General features: G+C 49.2%; 19 protein-coding genes. 10 read left to right on the top strand and 9 right to left on the bottom strand.

The window, feature by feature from the left end; translation table 11 throughout:
* Nucleotides 1-16: 16 nt before the first annotated feature.
* On the top strand, nucleotides 17-388 hold the full coding sequence (locus tag KNO96_RS10950) for a YojF family protein (protein WP_026824534.1): 372 nt from the start codon (nucleotides 17-19) through the stop codon (nucleotides 386-388).
* Entirely contained in the window at nucleotides 385-1,035 is a 651-nt protein-coding gene (gene bshB2 / locus KNO96_RS10945; RefSeq protein WP_214703700.1) for a bacillithiol biosynthesis deacetylase BshB2, read from the top strand. The genes KNO96_RS10950 and bshB2 overlap by 4 nt, the downstream gene beginning before the upstream one ends.
* A 275-nt stretch (nucleotides 1,036-1,310) precedes the next feature.
* Here bshB2 and KNO96_RS10940 read toward each other — a convergent pair whose 3' ends face one another.
* The 4 genes from KNO96_RS10940 to nhaC all read right to left on the bottom strand — a co-directional run bounded on the left by KNO96_RS10940 (nucleotide 1,311) and on the right by nhaC (nucleotide 5,187).
* Nucleotides 1,311-2,381, bottom strand: a complete 1,071-nt coding sequence (locus tag KNO96_RS10940) for an MFS transporter (RefSeq protein WP_214703695.1) — start codon at nucleotides 2,379-2,381, stop codon at nucleotides 1,311-1,313.
* A gap of 165 nt (nucleotides 2,382-2,546) precedes the next feature.
* A complete protein-coding gene (locus KNO96_RS10935; protein ID WP_026824537.1) occupies nucleotides 2,547-3,059 on the bottom strand; it encodes a type 1 glutamine amidotransferase domain-containing protein in 513 nt (170 codons plus the stop codon).
* Nucleotides 3,060-3,141: 82 nt separating this feature from the next.
* Nucleotides 3,142-3,726, bottom strand: coding sequence for a DNA-3-methyladenine glycosylase (locus KNO96_RS10930; RefSeq protein WP_026824538.1), 585 nt, complete (start codon nucleotides 3,724-3,726; stop codon nucleotides 3,142-3,144).
* An 84-nt stretch (nucleotides 3,727-3,810) separates the two neighbouring features.
* A complete protein-coding gene (nhaC, locus tag KNO96_RS10925; RefSeq protein ID WP_214703693.1) occupies nucleotides 3,811-5,187 on the bottom strand; it encodes a Na+/H+ antiporter NhaC in 1,377 nt (458 codons plus the stop codon).
* A 217-nt stretch (nucleotides 5,188-5,404) separates the two neighbouring features.
* On the opposite strand from nhaC, the gene queC reads away from it, so the two are divergent.
* From queC to queF, 4 genes are read left to right on the top strand one after another with little or no spacing between them, the layout of a single operon-like run.
* A complete protein-coding gene (gene queC, locus KNO96_RS10920; protein ID WP_026824540.1) occupies nucleotides 5,405-6,049 on the top strand; it encodes a 7-cyano-7-deazaguanine synthase QueC in 645 nt (214 codons plus the stop codon).
* On the top strand, nucleotides 6,046-6,504 hold the full coding sequence (gene queD / locus KNO96_RS10915; protein ID WP_026824541.1) for a 6-carboxytetrahydropterin synthase QueD: 459 nt from the start codon (nucleotides 6,046-6,048) through the stop codon (nucleotides 6,502-6,504). The genes queC and queD overlap by 4 nt, the downstream gene beginning before the upstream one ends.
* Complete coding sequence (queE, locus tag KNO96_RS10910; protein ID WP_214703691.1) at nucleotides 6,486-7,196, top strand: 7-carboxy-7-deazaguanine synthase QueE; 711 nt, start codon at nucleotides 6,486-6,488, stop codon at nucleotides 7,194-7,196. The genes queD and queE overlap by 19 nt, the downstream gene beginning before the upstream one ends.
* An 11-nt stretch (nucleotides 7,197-7,207) precedes the next feature.
* On the top strand, nucleotides 7,208-7,696 hold the full coding sequence (gene queF / locus KNO96_RS10905; RefSeq protein WP_483297388.1) for a preQ(1) synthase: 489 nt from the start codon (nucleotides 7,208-7,210) through the stop codon (nucleotides 7,694-7,696).
* Nucleotides 7,697-7,726: 30 nt separating this feature from the next.
* On the opposite strand, the gene KNO96_RS10900 is transcribed toward queF, so the two are convergent.
* Entirely contained in the window at nucleotides 7,727-8,383 is a 657-nt protein-coding gene (locus tag KNO96_RS10900) for a TVP38/TMEM64 family protein (protein ID WP_026824544.1), read from the bottom strand.
* A gap of 111 nt (nucleotides 8,384-8,494) precedes the next feature.
* Between KNO96_RS10900 and KNO96_RS10895 the strand changes: the two genes are divergently transcribed.
* On the top strand, nucleotides 8,495-8,992 hold the full coding sequence (locus KNO96_RS10895; RefSeq protein WP_026824545.1) for a hypothetical protein: 498 nt from the start codon (nucleotides 8,495-8,497) through the stop codon (nucleotides 8,990-8,992).
* Between the two features lie 24 nt (nucleotides 8,993-9,016).
* On the opposite strand, the gene KNO96_RS10890 is transcribed toward KNO96_RS10895, so the two are convergent.
* From KNO96_RS10890 to KNO96_RS10880, 3 genes are all read right to left on the bottom strand, one after another.
* Nucleotides 9,017-9,505 (bottom strand): hypothetical protein, encoded by a 489-nt coding sequence (locus KNO96_RS10890; RefSeq protein WP_251125156.1) that lies wholly within the window; start codon nucleotides 9,503-9,505, stop codon nucleotides 9,017-9,019.
* An 87-nt stretch (nucleotides 9,506-9,592) separates the two neighbouring features.
* Nucleotides 9,593-10,084, bottom strand: coding sequence for a GNAT family N-acetyltransferase (locus KNO96_RS10885; RefSeq protein ID WP_353047910.1), 492 nt, complete (start codon nucleotides 10,082-10,084; stop codon nucleotides 9,593-9,595).
* 25 nt (nucleotides 10,085-10,109) lie between these two features.
* Nucleotides 10,110-10,874 (bottom strand): TrmH family RNA methyltransferase, encoded by a 765-nt coding sequence (locus KNO96_RS10880; RefSeq protein ID WP_214703687.1) that lies wholly within the window; start codon nucleotides 10,872-10,874, stop codon nucleotides 10,110-10,112.
* Between the two features lie 220 nt (nucleotides 10,875-11,094).
* Here KNO96_RS10880 and KNO96_RS10875 point away from each other — a divergent pair, with 220 nt between their 5' ends.
* The 3 genes from KNO96_RS10875 to KNO96_RS10865 all read left to right on the top strand — a co-directional run bounded on the left by KNO96_RS10875 (nucleotide 11,095) and on the right by KNO96_RS10865 (nucleotide 14,862).
* Complete coding sequence (locus tag KNO96_RS10875; protein ID WP_214703685.1) at nucleotides 11,095-12,723, top strand: PTS transporter subunit IIBC; 1,629 nt, start codon at nucleotides 11,095-11,097, stop codon at nucleotides 12,721-12,723.
* A 51-nt stretch (nucleotides 12,724-12,774) separates the two neighbouring features.
* Nucleotides 12,775-13,566: an endonuclease/exonuclease/phosphatase family protein gene (locus KNO96_RS10870; RefSeq protein WP_214703679.1), complete on the top strand. Its 792-nt coding sequence runs from the start codon at nucleotides 12,775-12,777 to the stop codon at nucleotides 13,564-13,566.
* Between the two features lie 117 nt (nucleotides 13,567-13,683).
* Nucleotides 13,684-14,862, top strand: coding sequence for an MFS transporter (locus KNO96_RS10865; RefSeq protein WP_214703678.1), 1,179 nt, complete (start codon nucleotides 13,684-13,686; stop codon nucleotides 14,860-14,862).
* 35 nt (nucleotides 14,863-14,897) lie between these two features.
* On the opposite strand, the gene KNO96_RS10860 is transcribed toward KNO96_RS10865, so the two are convergent.
* On the bottom strand, nucleotides 14,898-15,602 hold the full coding sequence (locus KNO96_RS10860) for an alpha/beta hydrolase (protein ID WP_214703675.1): 705 nt from the start codon (nucleotides 15,600-15,602) through the stop codon (nucleotides 14,898-14,900).
* Between the last annotated feature and the right edge of the window lie 31 nt (nucleotides 15,603-15,633).

Genomic DNA, 15,633 nt, shown 5'->3' with positions numbered 1-15,633 from the left:
CATTGGAGGGACAGACGTGAAAGCAATTCAACCTAATCACATTCAACAATATTTGGACAGTCACGTCGCAACACCGCTTTTCGTACATGTTGAGACAACAAACGGTGCCTATGCGACACATAACGACCCCGACTTTCATAATGCCGGGATGTTTATTCGTAACGCTAAAATCGAATATAGCATCGGTCAAATTAAAGGAAACGGACCTTATCGAGTCGGATTAAAACTTGATCATGGCTGGCTCTATGTGGAAGGTTTGACCGATTTTGAAGTGCATGGCGAGCAGCTGTTACTCGCTGGTCACGATCGTCTCGGTCGCCTGGCATGTGCGCTGCATATCGATGTAAAACCGCTCCCTCAAGGAGCTTCGGAGGTGGAAAATCAATGAATGGACCATTACTCGTCATCTTCCCACATCCAGACGATGAGGCGTTCAGCTCAGCCGGAACGATCATTCAACATCGTCAAAAAGGGCTTCCGGTCACGTATGTCTGTTTAACACTCGGTGAGATGGGGCGCAACATGGGCTCCCCAATTTTTACGACACGTGAAGAACTCCCTAAAATTCGAAAACGTGAATTAGAAGAGGCTTGTCGGATAATGGAAATCGAAGACCTGCGCATGTGGGGTCTTCGTGATAAAACCGTCGAGTTCGAAGACGAAGCCGCACTCGCTGCTCGTTTCCGCGCCTTGATTGACGAAGTGAAGCCGGAAACCGTCATCTCATTCTATCCAGAATATGCCGTTCACCCGGACCATGAAGCGACAGCTCGTGCCGTCGTACGAGCACTTCAGGAGATGGGAGAAGCGCGCCCTGAGTTTTTAGGTGTCGCATTCGATCGCCGCACAGAAGAAGAGCTCGGACAACCTCACGTGATCGTCGATGTGACGGAAGAAAGTGAACAGAAGAAAGACTCCCTCTTTGCCCATCGTTCTCAGACGGAAGGTCTTCTACGCGCCATTGACAATGCAGAAAACGCCCACGTTATGGAGTTACTCCAACGTGAGCGCTTCTATCCTTATCCGTTCTCATGATTCATAGGCTAGGCGGGTCATATACAGCAAGGCCCCGACGGTCCCAAGACCAATCAACGTTCCGAATACTACAACGATTTGTCCCATGTTTTCACCTCTTCTAGACTTTACGAACGTTTCAATTGATTGGTTTCAAACAGGGCACCCACTTATTAGGGTGTGCTGTTTTTTTATGTACAAAATTTGATTATTTTCATCATACACTCAATATCCTGTCATTTCGTCCGTCTTAAGACGTAAAAACAGACATGGCTTATGGCCCATGCCTGTCATGATTATGAGTGAGTCGCATGAACGAACCAAACGACAAGTCCGATTAGTATGAACGCAAGAAATAGCGACGATGTCGTTCCCCCAATAAAGACAATCCCTAATATGAGGATACCGAGATGCCATAGCATCGAGACAGACGATTCCGTCGTCGCTCGAATAGATGAAGGAACTTGATGGTGCAAAAGTCCATAATAGAGCGGCTCCATCGCCCCATATAGAATTCCCAACAATCCCATCACACCAATTCCGATTGGACTCGGAAATAAGCCGATGAAGAGAAACCCGCCACCCATCACCCAACCGAACCCGTTTAACCAACGCTCAGATGACGCAAATCGTATAAGCGTCCCCGCAAAAAGTTGACCAGGTAACTGAATCAAAAGCAGGACGCTTGAAATGGCACCGAACCAATAGATCGGAACGGACACATCGCGAGCGTACAGTTGCCAAAATTCATCGATGAAATTAAAAGCGGATACCGTTGCCAAAAAACCGATTGTGACATAGCGAAGTTGTTGTTTTGACCAAATGAATTGAAACCCTTTGAACACATGACGCCACGTCAAACGCTCCTCCCGCTCTCGATGAGTCGGTTCAACGAGAAATACGCTACACAGTGTCGCCATCAATAGACTCCCGATGGAAAGCTGATAGTTCCACTCCAAGGAAAGGTACTGAGCCAACATACTACCACTCAATGCCGCTGTAACAGCGGACAAGATGCCAATCGCATTCAACCTTCCAAGAACTCGTTCAAATGACGAAGCATCATGGCTTTCTTGTAACGATTCATACAGCAACGCATTCTCTGCCCCGCTTCGAATGACCGACCCAATGGCCGAACAGCTGATCGCGACAAAGAAACCGATGAACGTGAACGAATGCAAGATGACGACAAACGACAGCCACTCCAACCAGATACCGATTTGGACGAGTCGACGCCGTGCCGTATGGTCCGCCCAGACGCCAGTCGGTACTTCTAGCAGGACGATGATGAGCGCATACACCATCTCTAGATAGACGACTTCCTGAATGGAGATGCCCCGTGACTCCCAGAACAGCCGTTCAATCACGTATGCAGGAATCAGCCCTTCAAACCAACGAACCCACCCTAGTCGGACAACGTTTCGACGAACTTAACTCGGTGAACGTGCTCGTTTTCTCACTTGAATCTCCTCCTTACTTGTCTATTCCCGAAAACACAAAAAAACCACGAGACGAATCTCGTGGTCGACGTGTTATTTTAATAAGTTGAGAATCTCACGGTTGAACGCCGGAATGTCATCCGGCTGACGGCTCGTCACGAGCTGGTTTTGGCAGACAACGACTTCTTTGTCCGCATATTTCGCTCCAGCATACTCCATGTCGACTTTAATCGATTTATATCCGGTTGCATCACGACCTTCAAGCGTCTTCGCCGTAATCAATAGCTGTGGTCCGTGACAGATGGCAAACACAGGCTTCTTCGCGTCCATGAAGGCTTTGGCGAACGAAACGAACCGCTCGTCTTCACGTAACAAGTCAGGAGAGAATCCGCCTGGTAAGAGAAGGGCGTCAAAATCTTCTGGCGATACATCGTCAATCGATTGATCGATGTTCACTTTCGCCTCTCCTTGTTTTCCTTCTACCGTATTGCCTGCTTTCTTCTCGATTGTCACGACGTCATGTCCCGCATCCACCAATGCGTCACGGGGACCCGTGAATTCTACATCTTCAAACATATCTGTAATGAGCGTTGCTACTTTTGCCATGTTCTAAACACTCCCTCTGTTTGTTTTATGCACATAGGGACTGTTCCACAGGCATGAATCACTTAAACATCACTGCATGCATTCAACGGAACTTCGAGACGTACGGATTGTCGCGTTCAAAGAAGCGATACGGGTAGTCACGGGCCTCGCCCGTATTCGGAATCCCGATACGTGGACCCGCCTCGATCACCATTTCAGTCTCACCTTCCGCAATATAGAGCGGGTCTTGTTGGAACGAGTGTCCGTATAAATCCATCGTGATTCCGAGTGCTTTCGTCAACTTCCCCGGTCCGTTCGTTTGGTCATATCGCTTCACCCCGGGACGATTCGCCGCAACCCATTCATGACCTTGAATCGGTTCGACCGCTCGAATCAACACGGCTTCCGGTGTGCCGACTGGTCCACTGACCACATTCAAGAGCGTATGTGTATGCATTTGATACGTGTATACATGTCCCGGTTTTCCGAACATGACTTCCGTTCGCTTCGTCCGACGTCCCCCGAAACTGTGTGCCGCTCGGTCGATGGCACCGAGATAAGCTTCTGTCTCGACAATCTTTGCGATGATGTCGCCTTCCGGGTGTCGTCTCACCAAATATTGACCGAGTAAGGAGCGGGCCAAATCGAGTGTCGGTTGTTCATAAAATGCCACATCGAGTCGCTTCATAGTTCCACCTCCGTTTGTTCCATTTTCTCAAAAGTCGTATCCTCCATACAAAAAAGATGCCCTGCACGGCAGGACATCACTCATTTACGATGCGATTTTTAGTGATTCATGCTGCTTCCCCAACCGAACGTATCCCAAAATGATGGAGAAAATCGGGCTGAGCCAAAGGAAGAACGCAAATGGTGCGTATTCCAATACAGGTACGCCGAGCGTCGCTGCGAAGAACGCTCCGGAGACACCCCACGGAATGAGTGGGTTAATCACAGTCCCACCATCCTCAAGCGCACGTGACAAGTAGCGTGGGTCAATCCCGCGATCGATGAATCCTTGTTTGAACGCCTGTCCTGGCAAGAGAATCGATAAGTACTGCTCTCCCGCGAGCAAGTTGACACCGATTGAACTGAGGACGACCGAGAGGACCGAACTTCCTGGTGATTTCAACCGCTCGAGCAACGATTCAACGATGGCTTGGAAGACACCGAGTTCGCGCAACAAGCCGCCGAATGCAAGGGCAATCAAGACGAGACTGACCGACCAGAGCATCGATTCAAGACCACCACGATCGAGTACCGTCGCAATCGTCTCGTTCTCGACACCTGACTTGAATCCAGACTGCATGACGCCGAGCCAGTTCGAGATGCTCCAGTTTCCTTGAACGAATCCAGCCGTCAACACACCAGCGAACATTCCAACGAGCATCGTCGGCAAGACCGGCATGCGGCGAAATGCAAGCACTGCGACAAGAACAGGGGCAATCAACGTGAGCCAAGAAAGATCAAATCGTCCGCCGAGCGCTGCCTGTGCTTCCGCGATTTGTGTCGTATCGGCAGTTTGACCACTGCGTCCGAGGAATGTGAATAAAATCAATGTGATGATAAACGCTGGGATTGTCGTCCCCATCATAAAACGAATGTGGTCGAACAGTTTGACACCTGCCACTGCCGGGGCAAAGTTGGTCGTATCCGACAACGGGCTCATCTTGTCTCCGAAGAGCGCACCCGACACGATTGCACCTGCGGCGAGAGCCGGCGAGATGCCTAGCGCCGTCCCGATTCCGAACAAGGCGACACCGACCGTACCGACTGTCGTAAATGCGCTTCCTGTGAATGTTGAGACGATCATCGTAATTAATAAGACACTTGGTAAAAACCATTCAGCAGAGATTGTATTTAATCCGATGGAGAGGATCGTCGCGACCGTTCCGGACATTTGCCATACCCCGATGAGCATCCCAATCAACAACAGAATCAACACCGGCATAATCGCTTCACGAATCCCGTTGATCATTGCTGTTTCAATCTGTTTGAAGTCGCGTGAACGATAATACGCGTATCCACCTACTATTACCATTGTGCCAAAAATCGCCATGTGTGGCGTCGCTTTGGCCAAAAACATCAGTGCGAGCAAGGTGATCCCGCTCATTAACACGACGAATACAGCTTCTTTTCCTTTCATCTGCATCGACGTCCCCTCCTTTCGTTATATCCTCATTATTTATTATTCCACCTAACCGCTTAAACGCTTTTATGCACAAAAGCGCGTTAGTGATGTTTTTTACTATACTCGCTTCCTTTCTCCCTGTCAAACGACTTTTTATGATAAATTAAATGCTTGAGGGTGACCTCCGGAGTTCGTAACCTCCTCCGACATCAAAACTAGCGAAAAGGAAGTGTGCTTCATGCAACACGAAAAAGCATTGGTCGTCTTTAGTGGTGGCCAAGATTCAACCACTTGCCTGTTTTGGGCAAAACAACAATTCTCTCATGTGGAGGCGGTGACGTTCGCATATGGTCAACGCCATGATGCGGAAATCGAGGTCGCAAAAGAAATTGCGACAGAACTCGATGTCCCACACCACATCCTCGATTTGTCCCTACTCGGACAACTCACATCGAATGCGCTCACGAGACACGATCTCGACATCGACAATGCGGACGTCCCAAACACGTTCGTTGATGGACGCAACCATCTATTTTTATCATTCGCGGCCGTCATGGCCAAACAACTCGGTATGCACCACATCGTGACCGGTGTATGTGAAACGGACTTTTCAGGTTACCCGGATTGCCGAGACCAATTCATCAAATCACTCAACGTGACACTCAATTTAGCGATGGATTATCCATTCGTCATCGACACACCGCTCATGTGGCTCGATAAAAAAGAAACGTGGGCACTCGCCGACAAGCTCGGTGCGTTCGACTATGTCAAAGAACGCACGCTCACTTGCTACAACGGTGTCATCGGTTCAGGTTGTGGAGAATGTCCGGCGTGTATCCTTCGCCAAAACGGACTCACAGCTTATGAGGAGGTGCGCGTATGAAGCATGCTCCGTTCCTCGCTCCGACAAGTGTCGAATCAAAACAAGAAGGATCGCTCATCTACTGTCCGCATCGCGTTCAAATCGTCAAAGAAGTGACGTTCGACGCGGCGCACCATCTATTTGATTATGACGGCAAATGTCGTGCCCTTCATGGTCATACGTACAAACTCCAGATGGGTGTCAGCGGCTTTCTCGACAATCGTGGGATGACACTCGACTTTGGTGACTTGAAGACCATCTTTAAAGAAGAGCTTGAGCCTTATCTCGATCATCGCTATTTGAACGAGTCACTCCCTTATATGAATACAACTGCAGAAAACATGTGCTATTGGATTTTTGAACAGTTGGCGACACACTTGCCGAATGAACGCGACGTCCGCGTCGAATTCGTCCGTTTGTATGAAACGCCGACGTCGTACGCTGAGTTCCGCCGTGAATGGTTGGTGGAATCGTGAAAATCCCTGTTCTTGAAGTGTTTGGACCGACCTTCCAAGGAGAAGGCCGCGCCATCGGACAAAAGACGATGTTCGTCCGGACCGCCGGTTGCGATTACCGCTGTTCGTGGTGCGATTCCGCCTTCACGTGGGACGGTTCAGAAAAACCGGATATGCTGACAGCAGACGAGGTGATCGCACGCCTTGACGCACTCGGTATGTATGATTACGTCACCATCTCGGGGGGCAACCCGCTCCTCATCGCAGCCATGGAAGACCTCGTCGTGAAGTTGAAAGAACGTGGCATCACATTAGCTGTCGAGACACAAGGTAGCCGCTATCAAGACTGGATCACACAAATCGACGACGTGACCCTCAGTCCGAAGCCCCCGTCGTCTGGTATGAAGACAAACTGGGAACAACTCGACGCGATCGTCGAACGGTTGCGTCCGGAGCAAACGACATTTAAAGTCGCCGTGTTTGATGAAGTGGATCTTGCCTACGCAAAAGAAGTGCAACAGCGCTACTCACCGGACGTCATGTATTTATCTGCCGGTAACCCAGATCCGGGTGCTGATGGTGATATCACCGATGCCCAGCTTCGTCGCTTGAAACAGCTGTGGGAAGACGTCGCACGCGACCCGTCTTGGCAAAGCGTCCGCGTCCTACCGCAACTACACACATTACTGTACGCCAACGAACGTGGCGTGTAAGGAGAATGAACATGAGATCAGAAGACTTACAAGACCTCTCGCTCCTCGGACAGAAGAGCGTCCCTTATATTTTTGAATACACACCGGACGTACTTGAGGCGTTCCCGAACCGTCATCCGGAGAATGATTACTTCGTCAAATTCAACGCACCGGAATTCACTTCCTTGTGCCCGATTACGAATCAACCGGACTTTGCGACAATCTACATCTCGTACATCCCGGATGAGAAGCTCGTCGAGTCGAAGTCGTTGAAACTGTACTTGTTCAGCTTCCGTAACCATGGCGACTTCCACGAGAACTGCATCAACGTCATCGGGAAAGACCTCGTCAAGTTGATGGAGCCGCGCTATCTCGAAGTGTGGGGGAAATTCACACCGCGTGGCGGCATCTCGATCGACCCATACTACAACTACGGAAAACCGGACACGAAATACGAAAAAATGGCAGAACATCGTCTGTTCAACCATGACCTCTACCCTGAGACGATCGACAATCGTTAATTGAAAAGTAGGCGCTCCATGTGGAGTCGCCTACTTTTTTTGATAGCGATGAATCTGTCGTTTAATCGGTTCACGAAACACCGTCGCGATGAGCGTCAATACGAGCATGATTCCGAATGCCAAGGCGATGAGCGTCCAATCACCGCTAGCGATACTACTTCCGAGAAAATTGTTTGCGAACGCCCCCGGAATCATGCCGACGACGGTCGCAAACAGATACGCCGGCACCTTTACTTTCGCCAAACCTGAAGCGTAGCTGACCAAATCGAAATTGACGAGTGGAATGAGGCGTAAGATGAGGACATAAAAGAATCCGTCTTCTTCGATTTTTTGTTGAATCGCTTCATAGTTCGTCGATTCAAAATGATGCAGGAAACGATCGCCGAAATAGATAGCCACATAATAAGCGACGAGAGCACTTAGCGTCGCTCCGATGACAGTATAGATGACGCCAGGTATGATCCCGAATGCCAAACCGCCGGCGACCGACAGGACCGATGTCGGAAACAGGATGAGCGGTCGAATGGTGAATAAAATGATATAGATCAAGGGAGCCAACCATCCGAATTGGATGATGTAGTCCCGAATGTCGCCTGGACTTACGTCAATCCACTGATACAGGAACGTCGCTGTTCCGAACAAGAGTAGGACGAATGCAATCATCCACTGTGTTTTCCATTTTTTCATCGCCCCTCCTCCTTCCTATTTGTTTTTATTCCCCTAATCCAGGATGTCATCCACCTTTTTTCAGCCTTCTCGATGTGGTACGGTTAGAAAAAGCAGAAGGAGGAAATCGATATGAACCTTGCAGATGCCCTAATATTAAAACAGTTGCTCCATGAGCAAATCGATACATTGACCGAAGAGATTGAGAACGTAGCGTTCATCTCAATCGAAGCGACTGAATCCATTCCGACGATTCAGTCCCGTTCTCTTCAAGACATCGAGATGGAACTGGAACATATCCGTCTTGACTTACGCCAACTCGACCGCTTGATTCAAGAAGAGAACGTCCGATCCGTCGTCGAAACACACGACGGTCCACTCCCACTCGTCGAAGCGATTGAGCTTGCCATTCAGTTACGTGTTCAGGCACGGCTTTATGAAAAGTTGTCACTTCGTCCGAAAAAAGAATATGTACACGGGGTCGCCGTAATCAAACATGCCTTGTACGACCCAGAACTATATCGTTTGAAGGCACGTGACATTAAGAAACGGGCCATCCGAATCGAAAGTGCCATCCAAGCTGTCCGTCATCAAGCAGACATTGAATTTGATGCATCACGATACATGTAAAAAGCGAAGGAACCCCTTCGCTTTTTACATGTGATCATGGTGATTGTGATGGATATCGTGGTGACTCGACGAGGAACGGCTACGCGGGGGGGCTTCATCGGCAAATTTCTCCCCGTCCAAAATCCCGAGACGTTTATATTGTCGGTCGACCCGCTCTTTCGTCTCCTCACGAATGGAATTAGACTCCATAATCAGTTGATAGCACCCGAGCGCGACACGGAACGGCTCCATGCGTGTACGCTCAATGGAAAAGGAATCGATTCCTCGTAAATAGTCTGCCAATCGTTCGGCCGTATCGTCGTCTGGGTCATCGGCGAGCTGAGAGGCGAAGCGCTGTAAGTCTTTCAACGTACTTGATGTTTTAGAATAGTTCATTCCTGATTTGATAAACGCAAAAATAATCAGACCGAACACAACCATGAAAATGATTGGAAACACGCCAAATAACCCATTAAAGAATGAATCCCCTATCGAGTTACTAAACGGATCTCCACTAAATCCAAACACTTTCATTCCAAATTCCCCCTTTTTCTTTATGTACGTTCATTCAATCGAATTGGTTTCATCAAAAAACCGCGATCAAACGACCGCGGCATTTATTCAACTATTCAATTGTTTCTCCATCATGATGCGTGGCTCTCCATCTTCTGTGTAGGCGCCCATGATGTCATATCCACAAAGGAGGTTCAAGATGATGACTCCTTTGTTCGTATTGCGTGCTTTCGTCCGAATCGAATGGAACCCTTGCGCTTCGACCCACTCGAGTTGCGTGTCCATCAGCTTGCGACCGATACCATGCTTTTGAAAGTCCGGGTGTACGCCGCCCGCCCAGCTATAAAATCGATAAGGCTCTGCCTCATAGCCAATCTTAAAGCCGATTAGCTGATCTTCTGAGAATGCTAAGAGCACTAACGGATTGGCGTGTCGATACAGGCGCTCTTTAAATCGTAACTGATCGAGGTCGCCATATAACGTGCGATACAGTCGGAAGAAATCCTCTTCAAAATCTTTAAAATTGTTTGTCACATCTTTTACGATAAATGAACTCGTCGTACTCATCGTTCCATCCCCTTTCAGTTTCTGGACAAAGATTCCGTACGTCTTTTCCTTTCGCCGTTCATTCCGAATTTCCTGTCTCCCGTTCGAAAGCCGTGACGCCTTTTTGTTTATATAGTCCGAGTGAACGTTTCGGTAGACTCTTGACCATCCAGTCTTTAAAGATGCGTGCTTGATCCTCGACAGGCAGTTCATAGCCATCCGTCACGATATGACGTGACCGTGTCGTGACATCATACAAGGAGATTGCAGCCGCCACGGAGATGTTCAAGCTTTGTACGTACCCTTGCATCGGAATGACAAAGTTCCCGTCCGCCTGCTTCAGTGCCGCTTCCGACACACCACTATGTTCATTCCCGAATAGAAGAACGGTTGGCTTCGACACATCGACTTCATCGAGTGGGATTGCTTCCTCACTTAATGCCGTCGCATACACTTGATAGCCGCCCTCTTTTAAGGAGTCAATCGCTTCTTCAATGGAGCCATGCTCTACGACGTCCACCCAGCGATCTGCGCTCTTGGCGATAATCGAGTTCGGTTTAAACTTCGCTCGCCCTTCGACCACGTGTAATGTCTGTACCCCGAACGCATCGGCCGAACGTAAGACGGCAGATTGGTTGTGTGGATCGTCCACACCTTCCGTTAAAATCGTGATATGGTTCGTTCGTATATTTAATACTTCATACATCCGTTTGATTCGGTCCGGCATGAGCATCTCATAGAGAGGAAGATCCTCTTTCAATAAGACACCTTTCTGTAGCAACTCTTCTTTTAATTCAATCTGCTCCTCTTTCGTCAAAGCAGATGTAGTCTGTCTCCATCCCATCTTTCTCGCTCCCTTCAACCTATCATATTGTAGCTAGATTCGATTCGACTGACAAGTTTGCCCCTATGTACCCAAATCTGTTTAAAGAATGAAAAAAATGAAAATAGCGAAAACGGTTGCACGAATTTATGCAATCGATTACAATTATTCATGCAAGCGATTGCACTATTGGCAAACATAAAAATATACAAAACTCCCTCACAGGAAGGAAGCGTATAGTATGAAAAAAATGATCTCATTCGATTTCTGGCAGAAACTTGGCAAGGCCTTAATGGTCGTCATCGCCGTTATGCCGGCTGCCGGTTTGATGATTTCGATTGGAAAACTGATTGGAATGTCAGCCGGAGATGTCGGTATTTTATTAACGACGGCTCGCATCATTGAAGATTTAGGTTGGGGAATCATCGTCAACTTACATATCCTCTTCGCAGTCGCGATTGGTGGTTCGTGGGCAAAAGATCGTGCAGGTGGTGCGTTCGCAGCACTCCTCGCCTTCATTTTGATTAACCGTGTCACGGGAGCCATCTTCGGTGTCAACGGCGCCATGCTTCAAGACCCTGAAGCGACAATCGATTCACTATTCGGTGCAAACCTTGTCGTCGCGGACTACTTCACATCTGTACTCGGTTCACCTGCCCTCAACATGGGTGTGTTCGTCGGGATCATCGCCGGTTTCCTCGGTGGTGCACTTTATAACCGTTTCTACAACTTCAACAAGTTGCCGAACGCCCTCTCGTTCTTTAACGGGAAGCGCTTCGTACCATTTGTAGTCATCCTTGGTTCAGTCGTTGCTGCCATCGTTCTATCGATTGTATGGCCAACAATTCAAGGGGCGCTCAACAGCTTTGGTGAGTGGATTGCCACATCTCGTAACACGGCTCCAGTACTCGCCCCATTCATTTACGGGGCACTCGAACGTCTACTCTTGCCGTTTGGCTTACACCATATGCTCACAGTACCAATGAACTACACGGAACTCGGTGGAACGTATACGATTTTAACAGGTGCGACAGCTGGATCGGTCGTTGCCGGGCAAGACCCGCTCTGGTTGGCATGGGTGACGGACCTCGTCAACTTGCGTGCTGCTGGTGATACTGCCGCATACAACGCGCTTCTCGCCGATGTCGTTCCGGCCCGCTTCAAAGTCGGTCAAGTCATCTTGTCATTCGCTGCGTTGATTGGTGCCGCATATGCGATGTATCGTAACGTCGATGTAGAGAAAAAAGAACAGTACAAGCCGATGTTCTTGTCAGCCGCACTCGCTGTCTTCTTGACAGGTGTCACAGAACCAATCGAGTTCATGTTCATGTTCGTCGCACCAGTTCTTTACGTCGTCTACGCACTCATGGCGGGTGCTGCCTTCGCCTTGGCAGATATCATCGACCTACGTGTTCACGCTTTCGGTGCGATCGAACTCTTGACGCGCATCCCGATGATCGTCAAAGCAGGACTTCTTCAAGACTTGATCAACTTCGTTCTCGTTTCTGTCGTATTCTTCTTCCTCAACTTCGGTGTATTCAACTTCTTCATCAAGAAGATGAACTTGCCAACGCCAGGACGTAACGGGAACTACATGGAAGAGACGACAGAGAAGTCATCTGTGACAGGTAACGAACAAGTCATGGGGATTATCACGCTTCTCGGTGGGGAAGAAAACATTGAGGATGTCGACGCATGTATGACTCGTCTTCGCGTGACCGTTAAAGACGTCACACTCGTCTCTGACGAACAAGAATGGAAGAAAAATGGCGCTATGGGTCTGATTGTGAAAGACCGTGGGGTCCAAGCCATCTACGGCCCGAAAGCCGACGTATTGAAATCAGACATTCAAGACGTCATCGGTGCATAATCTATCGGCCAACTCGCTCGAGAGTTGGCCTTTTTCTAAAGGAGGACTATCGTGAACATTTTAACGCTCAATTGTCATGCCTGGTTAGAAGACCGCCAACAAGAGAAAATTGATGCCATCATCGAACGCATTGCGAGCGAAGAGTACGATCTCATTGCGCTTCAAGAAGTCAATCAACATAAAGAGGCTCCAATCCTCTACGGGAACATCCGTGAGAACAACTTCGCACACGTCCTCGTCGAGCGCCTGAAAGAGTTAGATCTTCCCTATCACATGACATGGGACTTTGCTCATTACGGATATGACATTTATGAGGAAGGCGTCGCCATCTTGTCACGCACGCCGTTTCAATCGACCGATTCATTCTTCGTATCGAAGACGACGGACCCTGACAATTACAAGTCCCGTAAGATTGTCAAAGCTGTCATCGAAGGAGCAGATGCTCCGACGACCGTCTACTCGTGTCACCTCGGATGGTGGCATGACGAAGAAGAACCGGTGAAGCATCAACTCGATGAACTGCTGCGTCGCGTCGAGCATGACGATCATGCGCTTCTACTCGGTGATTTCAACAACGATGCCTTCATTCGAGGCGAAGGATACGATTATTTGATGGAGAAAGGGCTCCAAGACTTGTTCCATCTCGCAACGGAACGCGAAGGCGATGCGACCGTCCAAGGGAAAATCGCTGGATGGGATGAAAACAAGAAATCGCTCCGCATCGACTTGATGTTGACGAATGCACCGATTCACGTCTCCCGTCATGCCGTCGTTTTCGATGGCGAGAACGGGCCCGTCGTCTCCGACCACGCCGGTGTCGAAGCGACCGTGTTTTGGCGCTGATTCACCTTTTTCTTCCGACTTGGAAGAAAAGGGTTTTTCTTTTGGGGAAAATCTTGTAACGTGATAAAAGACTGATGTCTAACTACTAATGAATGAAATAGAAAGAAGTGTTTGAACATGAAGACAAGCTCGCTCAATCGAAGCGACTGGACCCTAGTCCTATCCCTCTCCTTATTAACCTTCGTTCTCGGAACGAGTGAATTTGTCATCGTCGGCATTTTGCCTGATATCGCAAGCGGTCTATCCATTTCCATCGCGACGGCAGGAAGTCTCGTATCGGCATTCGCCATCAGCTTTGCCGTCGGCACACCCATCACGATGTCCTTGACGAGCCATCTTCCAAAACGTAAATTGATGCTCGGCCTAACCATCCTCTTCACGGTCCTGAACTTGTTGAGCAGCCTTGCTCCCATGTATGAGTGGTTACTCGTCTTGCGTATGCTGACGGCCGTCGTCACAGGCGTCTTGATTTCGCTTGCCATGCTCGTCGCCAGCGAGAGCGTCCCTCCAACAAAACGGGGTGTGGCCGTGTCCTTTATTTTCGGTGGATTCACAATGGCGAACGTGTTCGGTGTTCCGATTGGGACCCTCATCGGACAACAGGCAGGCTGGGAATCGACGTTTTGGTTGACGACTCTGCTCGGTGCAGTCGCCTGGATCGCCATTTATCGTGTCTTGCCGAATCAATTGTCTCAAGAAAAAGCATCACTCCGTGAACAAATGGCACTCCTGACGAATCCGCGCATCTTGATCGCCTTCTTGATTCCGGCATTCGGTTTCGGGGCAACGTATGTCGTGTATACGTATCTCGTGCCGATTTTAAAAGATGTACTCGGTGTACCGGTCGCTTGGGTCAGTCCGATTTTATTCGCATACGGATTCATTTCGATTTTCAGTAATATCGCTGCCGGAAAAATCGCTAGTCACAATCCAATCGGACGCCTACGGTTCGTCTTTCTCGTCCAGGCGTTCGTCCTGGCCGCGCTATTTGTGACGACGTCGAATGTGACGCTCGGTCTTCTCAATATCGCACTCATGTCGTTCATGGCAATTTTATTGACGACATCGACTCAGATTTATTTGATTGATTTGGCAGAGAAGTTCAATCCGAACGCCAAAGGTCTCGCCTCGTCACTCATGCCAGTGGCAAGTAACGTCGGAATTGGACTCGGTTCCGCTCTCGGTGGTGTCGTCTATGCGACGAGTCCGATCATGACGCTCGCGCTCGTCGGCGGATTGGTCGCCCTCGTCACAGCCGGGTTGACTGCAATCAGTTATTCGCTCGACCAACGCTAAAACGTGCGCACCTCGATGCAGGTGCGCACGTTTTTTTATAACCATTCGAGAATCGCCGAAAGGACTTCGTCCAATTGTTCTTTCGATGTAAGCGGACTTTCCTGATCTCCTTTTTGTGGACCATACATCCCGAAGTTCGCATGATTCCCGTCTTCAATTTGCACGAATTGACTATCGTCAGGAAGATCGTTTCGACTCGCATCGATGTCTTCCGGGACAGCCAGCCCATCCAATTCACCTGAAATCGATAGCACGCGTAAATCACTATCGACCATCGAACTGATCGGATACGAGGCGAGGAAAATCACACCGTCCACCAACTCTTGATGCTCGAGCGCGTAACCCGATGCCGCCGAACCTCCGAGCGAATGACCGGCCACGATCCAGCGTTCAATCTCCGGATGTGCCTCGATGATTGAATCGGCTGCGTCGATATCTAAAATGCCTAAGTTGAGACGAAGCGACGGAATGGCGACGAAAACACCTTCCTCGGCTAATCGTGTTCCATAATACGCATACGCCTCTTTCTCGACTTTTGCCCCTGGGTAGAGAATGACCCCGACCTCGCTCGCCGTGTCTCCGAACTCGAGACGATTGTCAACCAAGGTCCCTTCTTCCGCATACTGCGTCGCTTCATCGGTCGGTCCATACGTGAACTGTGTCCAAATGAAAAAGCCAGCGACCGCGATGACAAGCAGTCCTAAGACTACCAGTCCTGCCCATTTAAAGAATTTCTTCATTATATAGCCTCCATTTGCATCCACTTCATCA

The organism is Exiguobacterium sp. s89 (genome assembly GCF_018617735.1).
GTDB classification, from domain to species: Bacteria; Bacillota; Bacilli; order Exiguobacteriales; family Exiguobacteriaceae; genus Exiguobacterium; species Exiguobacterium marinum.
The sequence above is the reverse complement of the archived record's forward strand: the minus strand, read 5'-3'. Positions and strand labels throughout refer to the sequence as shown.

Bases quoted from the DNA above. Each gene is read 5' to 3' on its own strand.
- bshB2 (WP_214703700.1), top strand. From the start codon at position 385: ATGAATGGACCATTACTCGTCATCTTCCCACATCCAGACGATGAGGCG.
- KNO96_RS10935 (WP_026824537.1), bottom strand. From the start codon at position 3,059: ATGGCAAAAGTAGCAACGCTCATTACAGATATGTTTGAAGATGTAGAA.
- KNO96_RS10930 (WP_026824538.1), bottom strand. From the start codon at position 3,726: ATGAAGCGACTCGATGTGGCATTTTATGAACAACCGACACTCGATTTG.
- nhaC (WP_214703693.1), bottom strand. From the start codon at position 5,187: ATGCAGATGAAAGGAAAAGAAGCTGTATTCGTCGTGTTAATGAGCGGG.
- queC (WP_026824540.1), top strand. From the start codon at position 5,405: ATGCAACACGAAAAAGCATTGGTCGTCTTTAGTGGTGGCCAAGATTCA.
- queD (WP_026824541.1), top strand. From the start codon at position 6,046: ATGAAGCATGCTCCGTTCCTCGCTCCGACAAGTGTCGAATCAAAACAA.
- queE (WP_214703691.1), top strand. From the start codon at position 6,486: ATGGTTGGTGGAATCGTGAAAATCCCTGTTCTTGAAGTGTTTGGACCG.
- queF (WP_483297388.1), top strand. From the start codon at position 7,208: ATGAGATCAGAAGACTTACAAGACCTCTCGCTCCTCGGACAGAAGAGC.
- KNO96_RS10900 (WP_026824544.1), bottom strand. From the start codon at position 8,383: ATGAAAAAATGGAAAACACAGTGGATGATTGCATTCGTCCTACTCTTG.
- KNO96_RS10895 (WP_026824545.1), top strand. From the start codon at position 8,495: ATGAACCTTGCAGATGCCCTAATATTAAAACAGTTGCTCCATGAGCAA.
- KNO96_RS10890 (WP_251125156.1), bottom strand. From the start codon at position 9,505: ATGAAAGTGTTTGGATTTAGTGGAGATCCGTTTAGTAACTCGATAGGG.
- KNO96_RS10880 (WP_214703687.1), bottom strand. From the start codon at position 10,874: ATGGGATGGAGACAGACTACATCTGCTTTGACGAAAGAGGAGCAGATT.
- KNO96_RS10875 (WP_214703685.1), top strand. From the start codon at position 11,095: ATGAAAAAAATGATCTCATTCGATTTCTGGCAGAAACTTGGCAAGGCC.
- KNO96_RS10865 (WP_214703678.1), top strand. From the start codon at position 13,684: ATGAAGACAAGCTCGCTCAATCGAAGCGACTGGACCCTAGTCCTATCC.
- KNO96_RS10860 (WP_214703675.1), bottom strand. From the start codon at position 15,602: ATGAAGAAATTCTTTAAATGGGCAGGACTGGTAGTCTTAGGACTGCTT.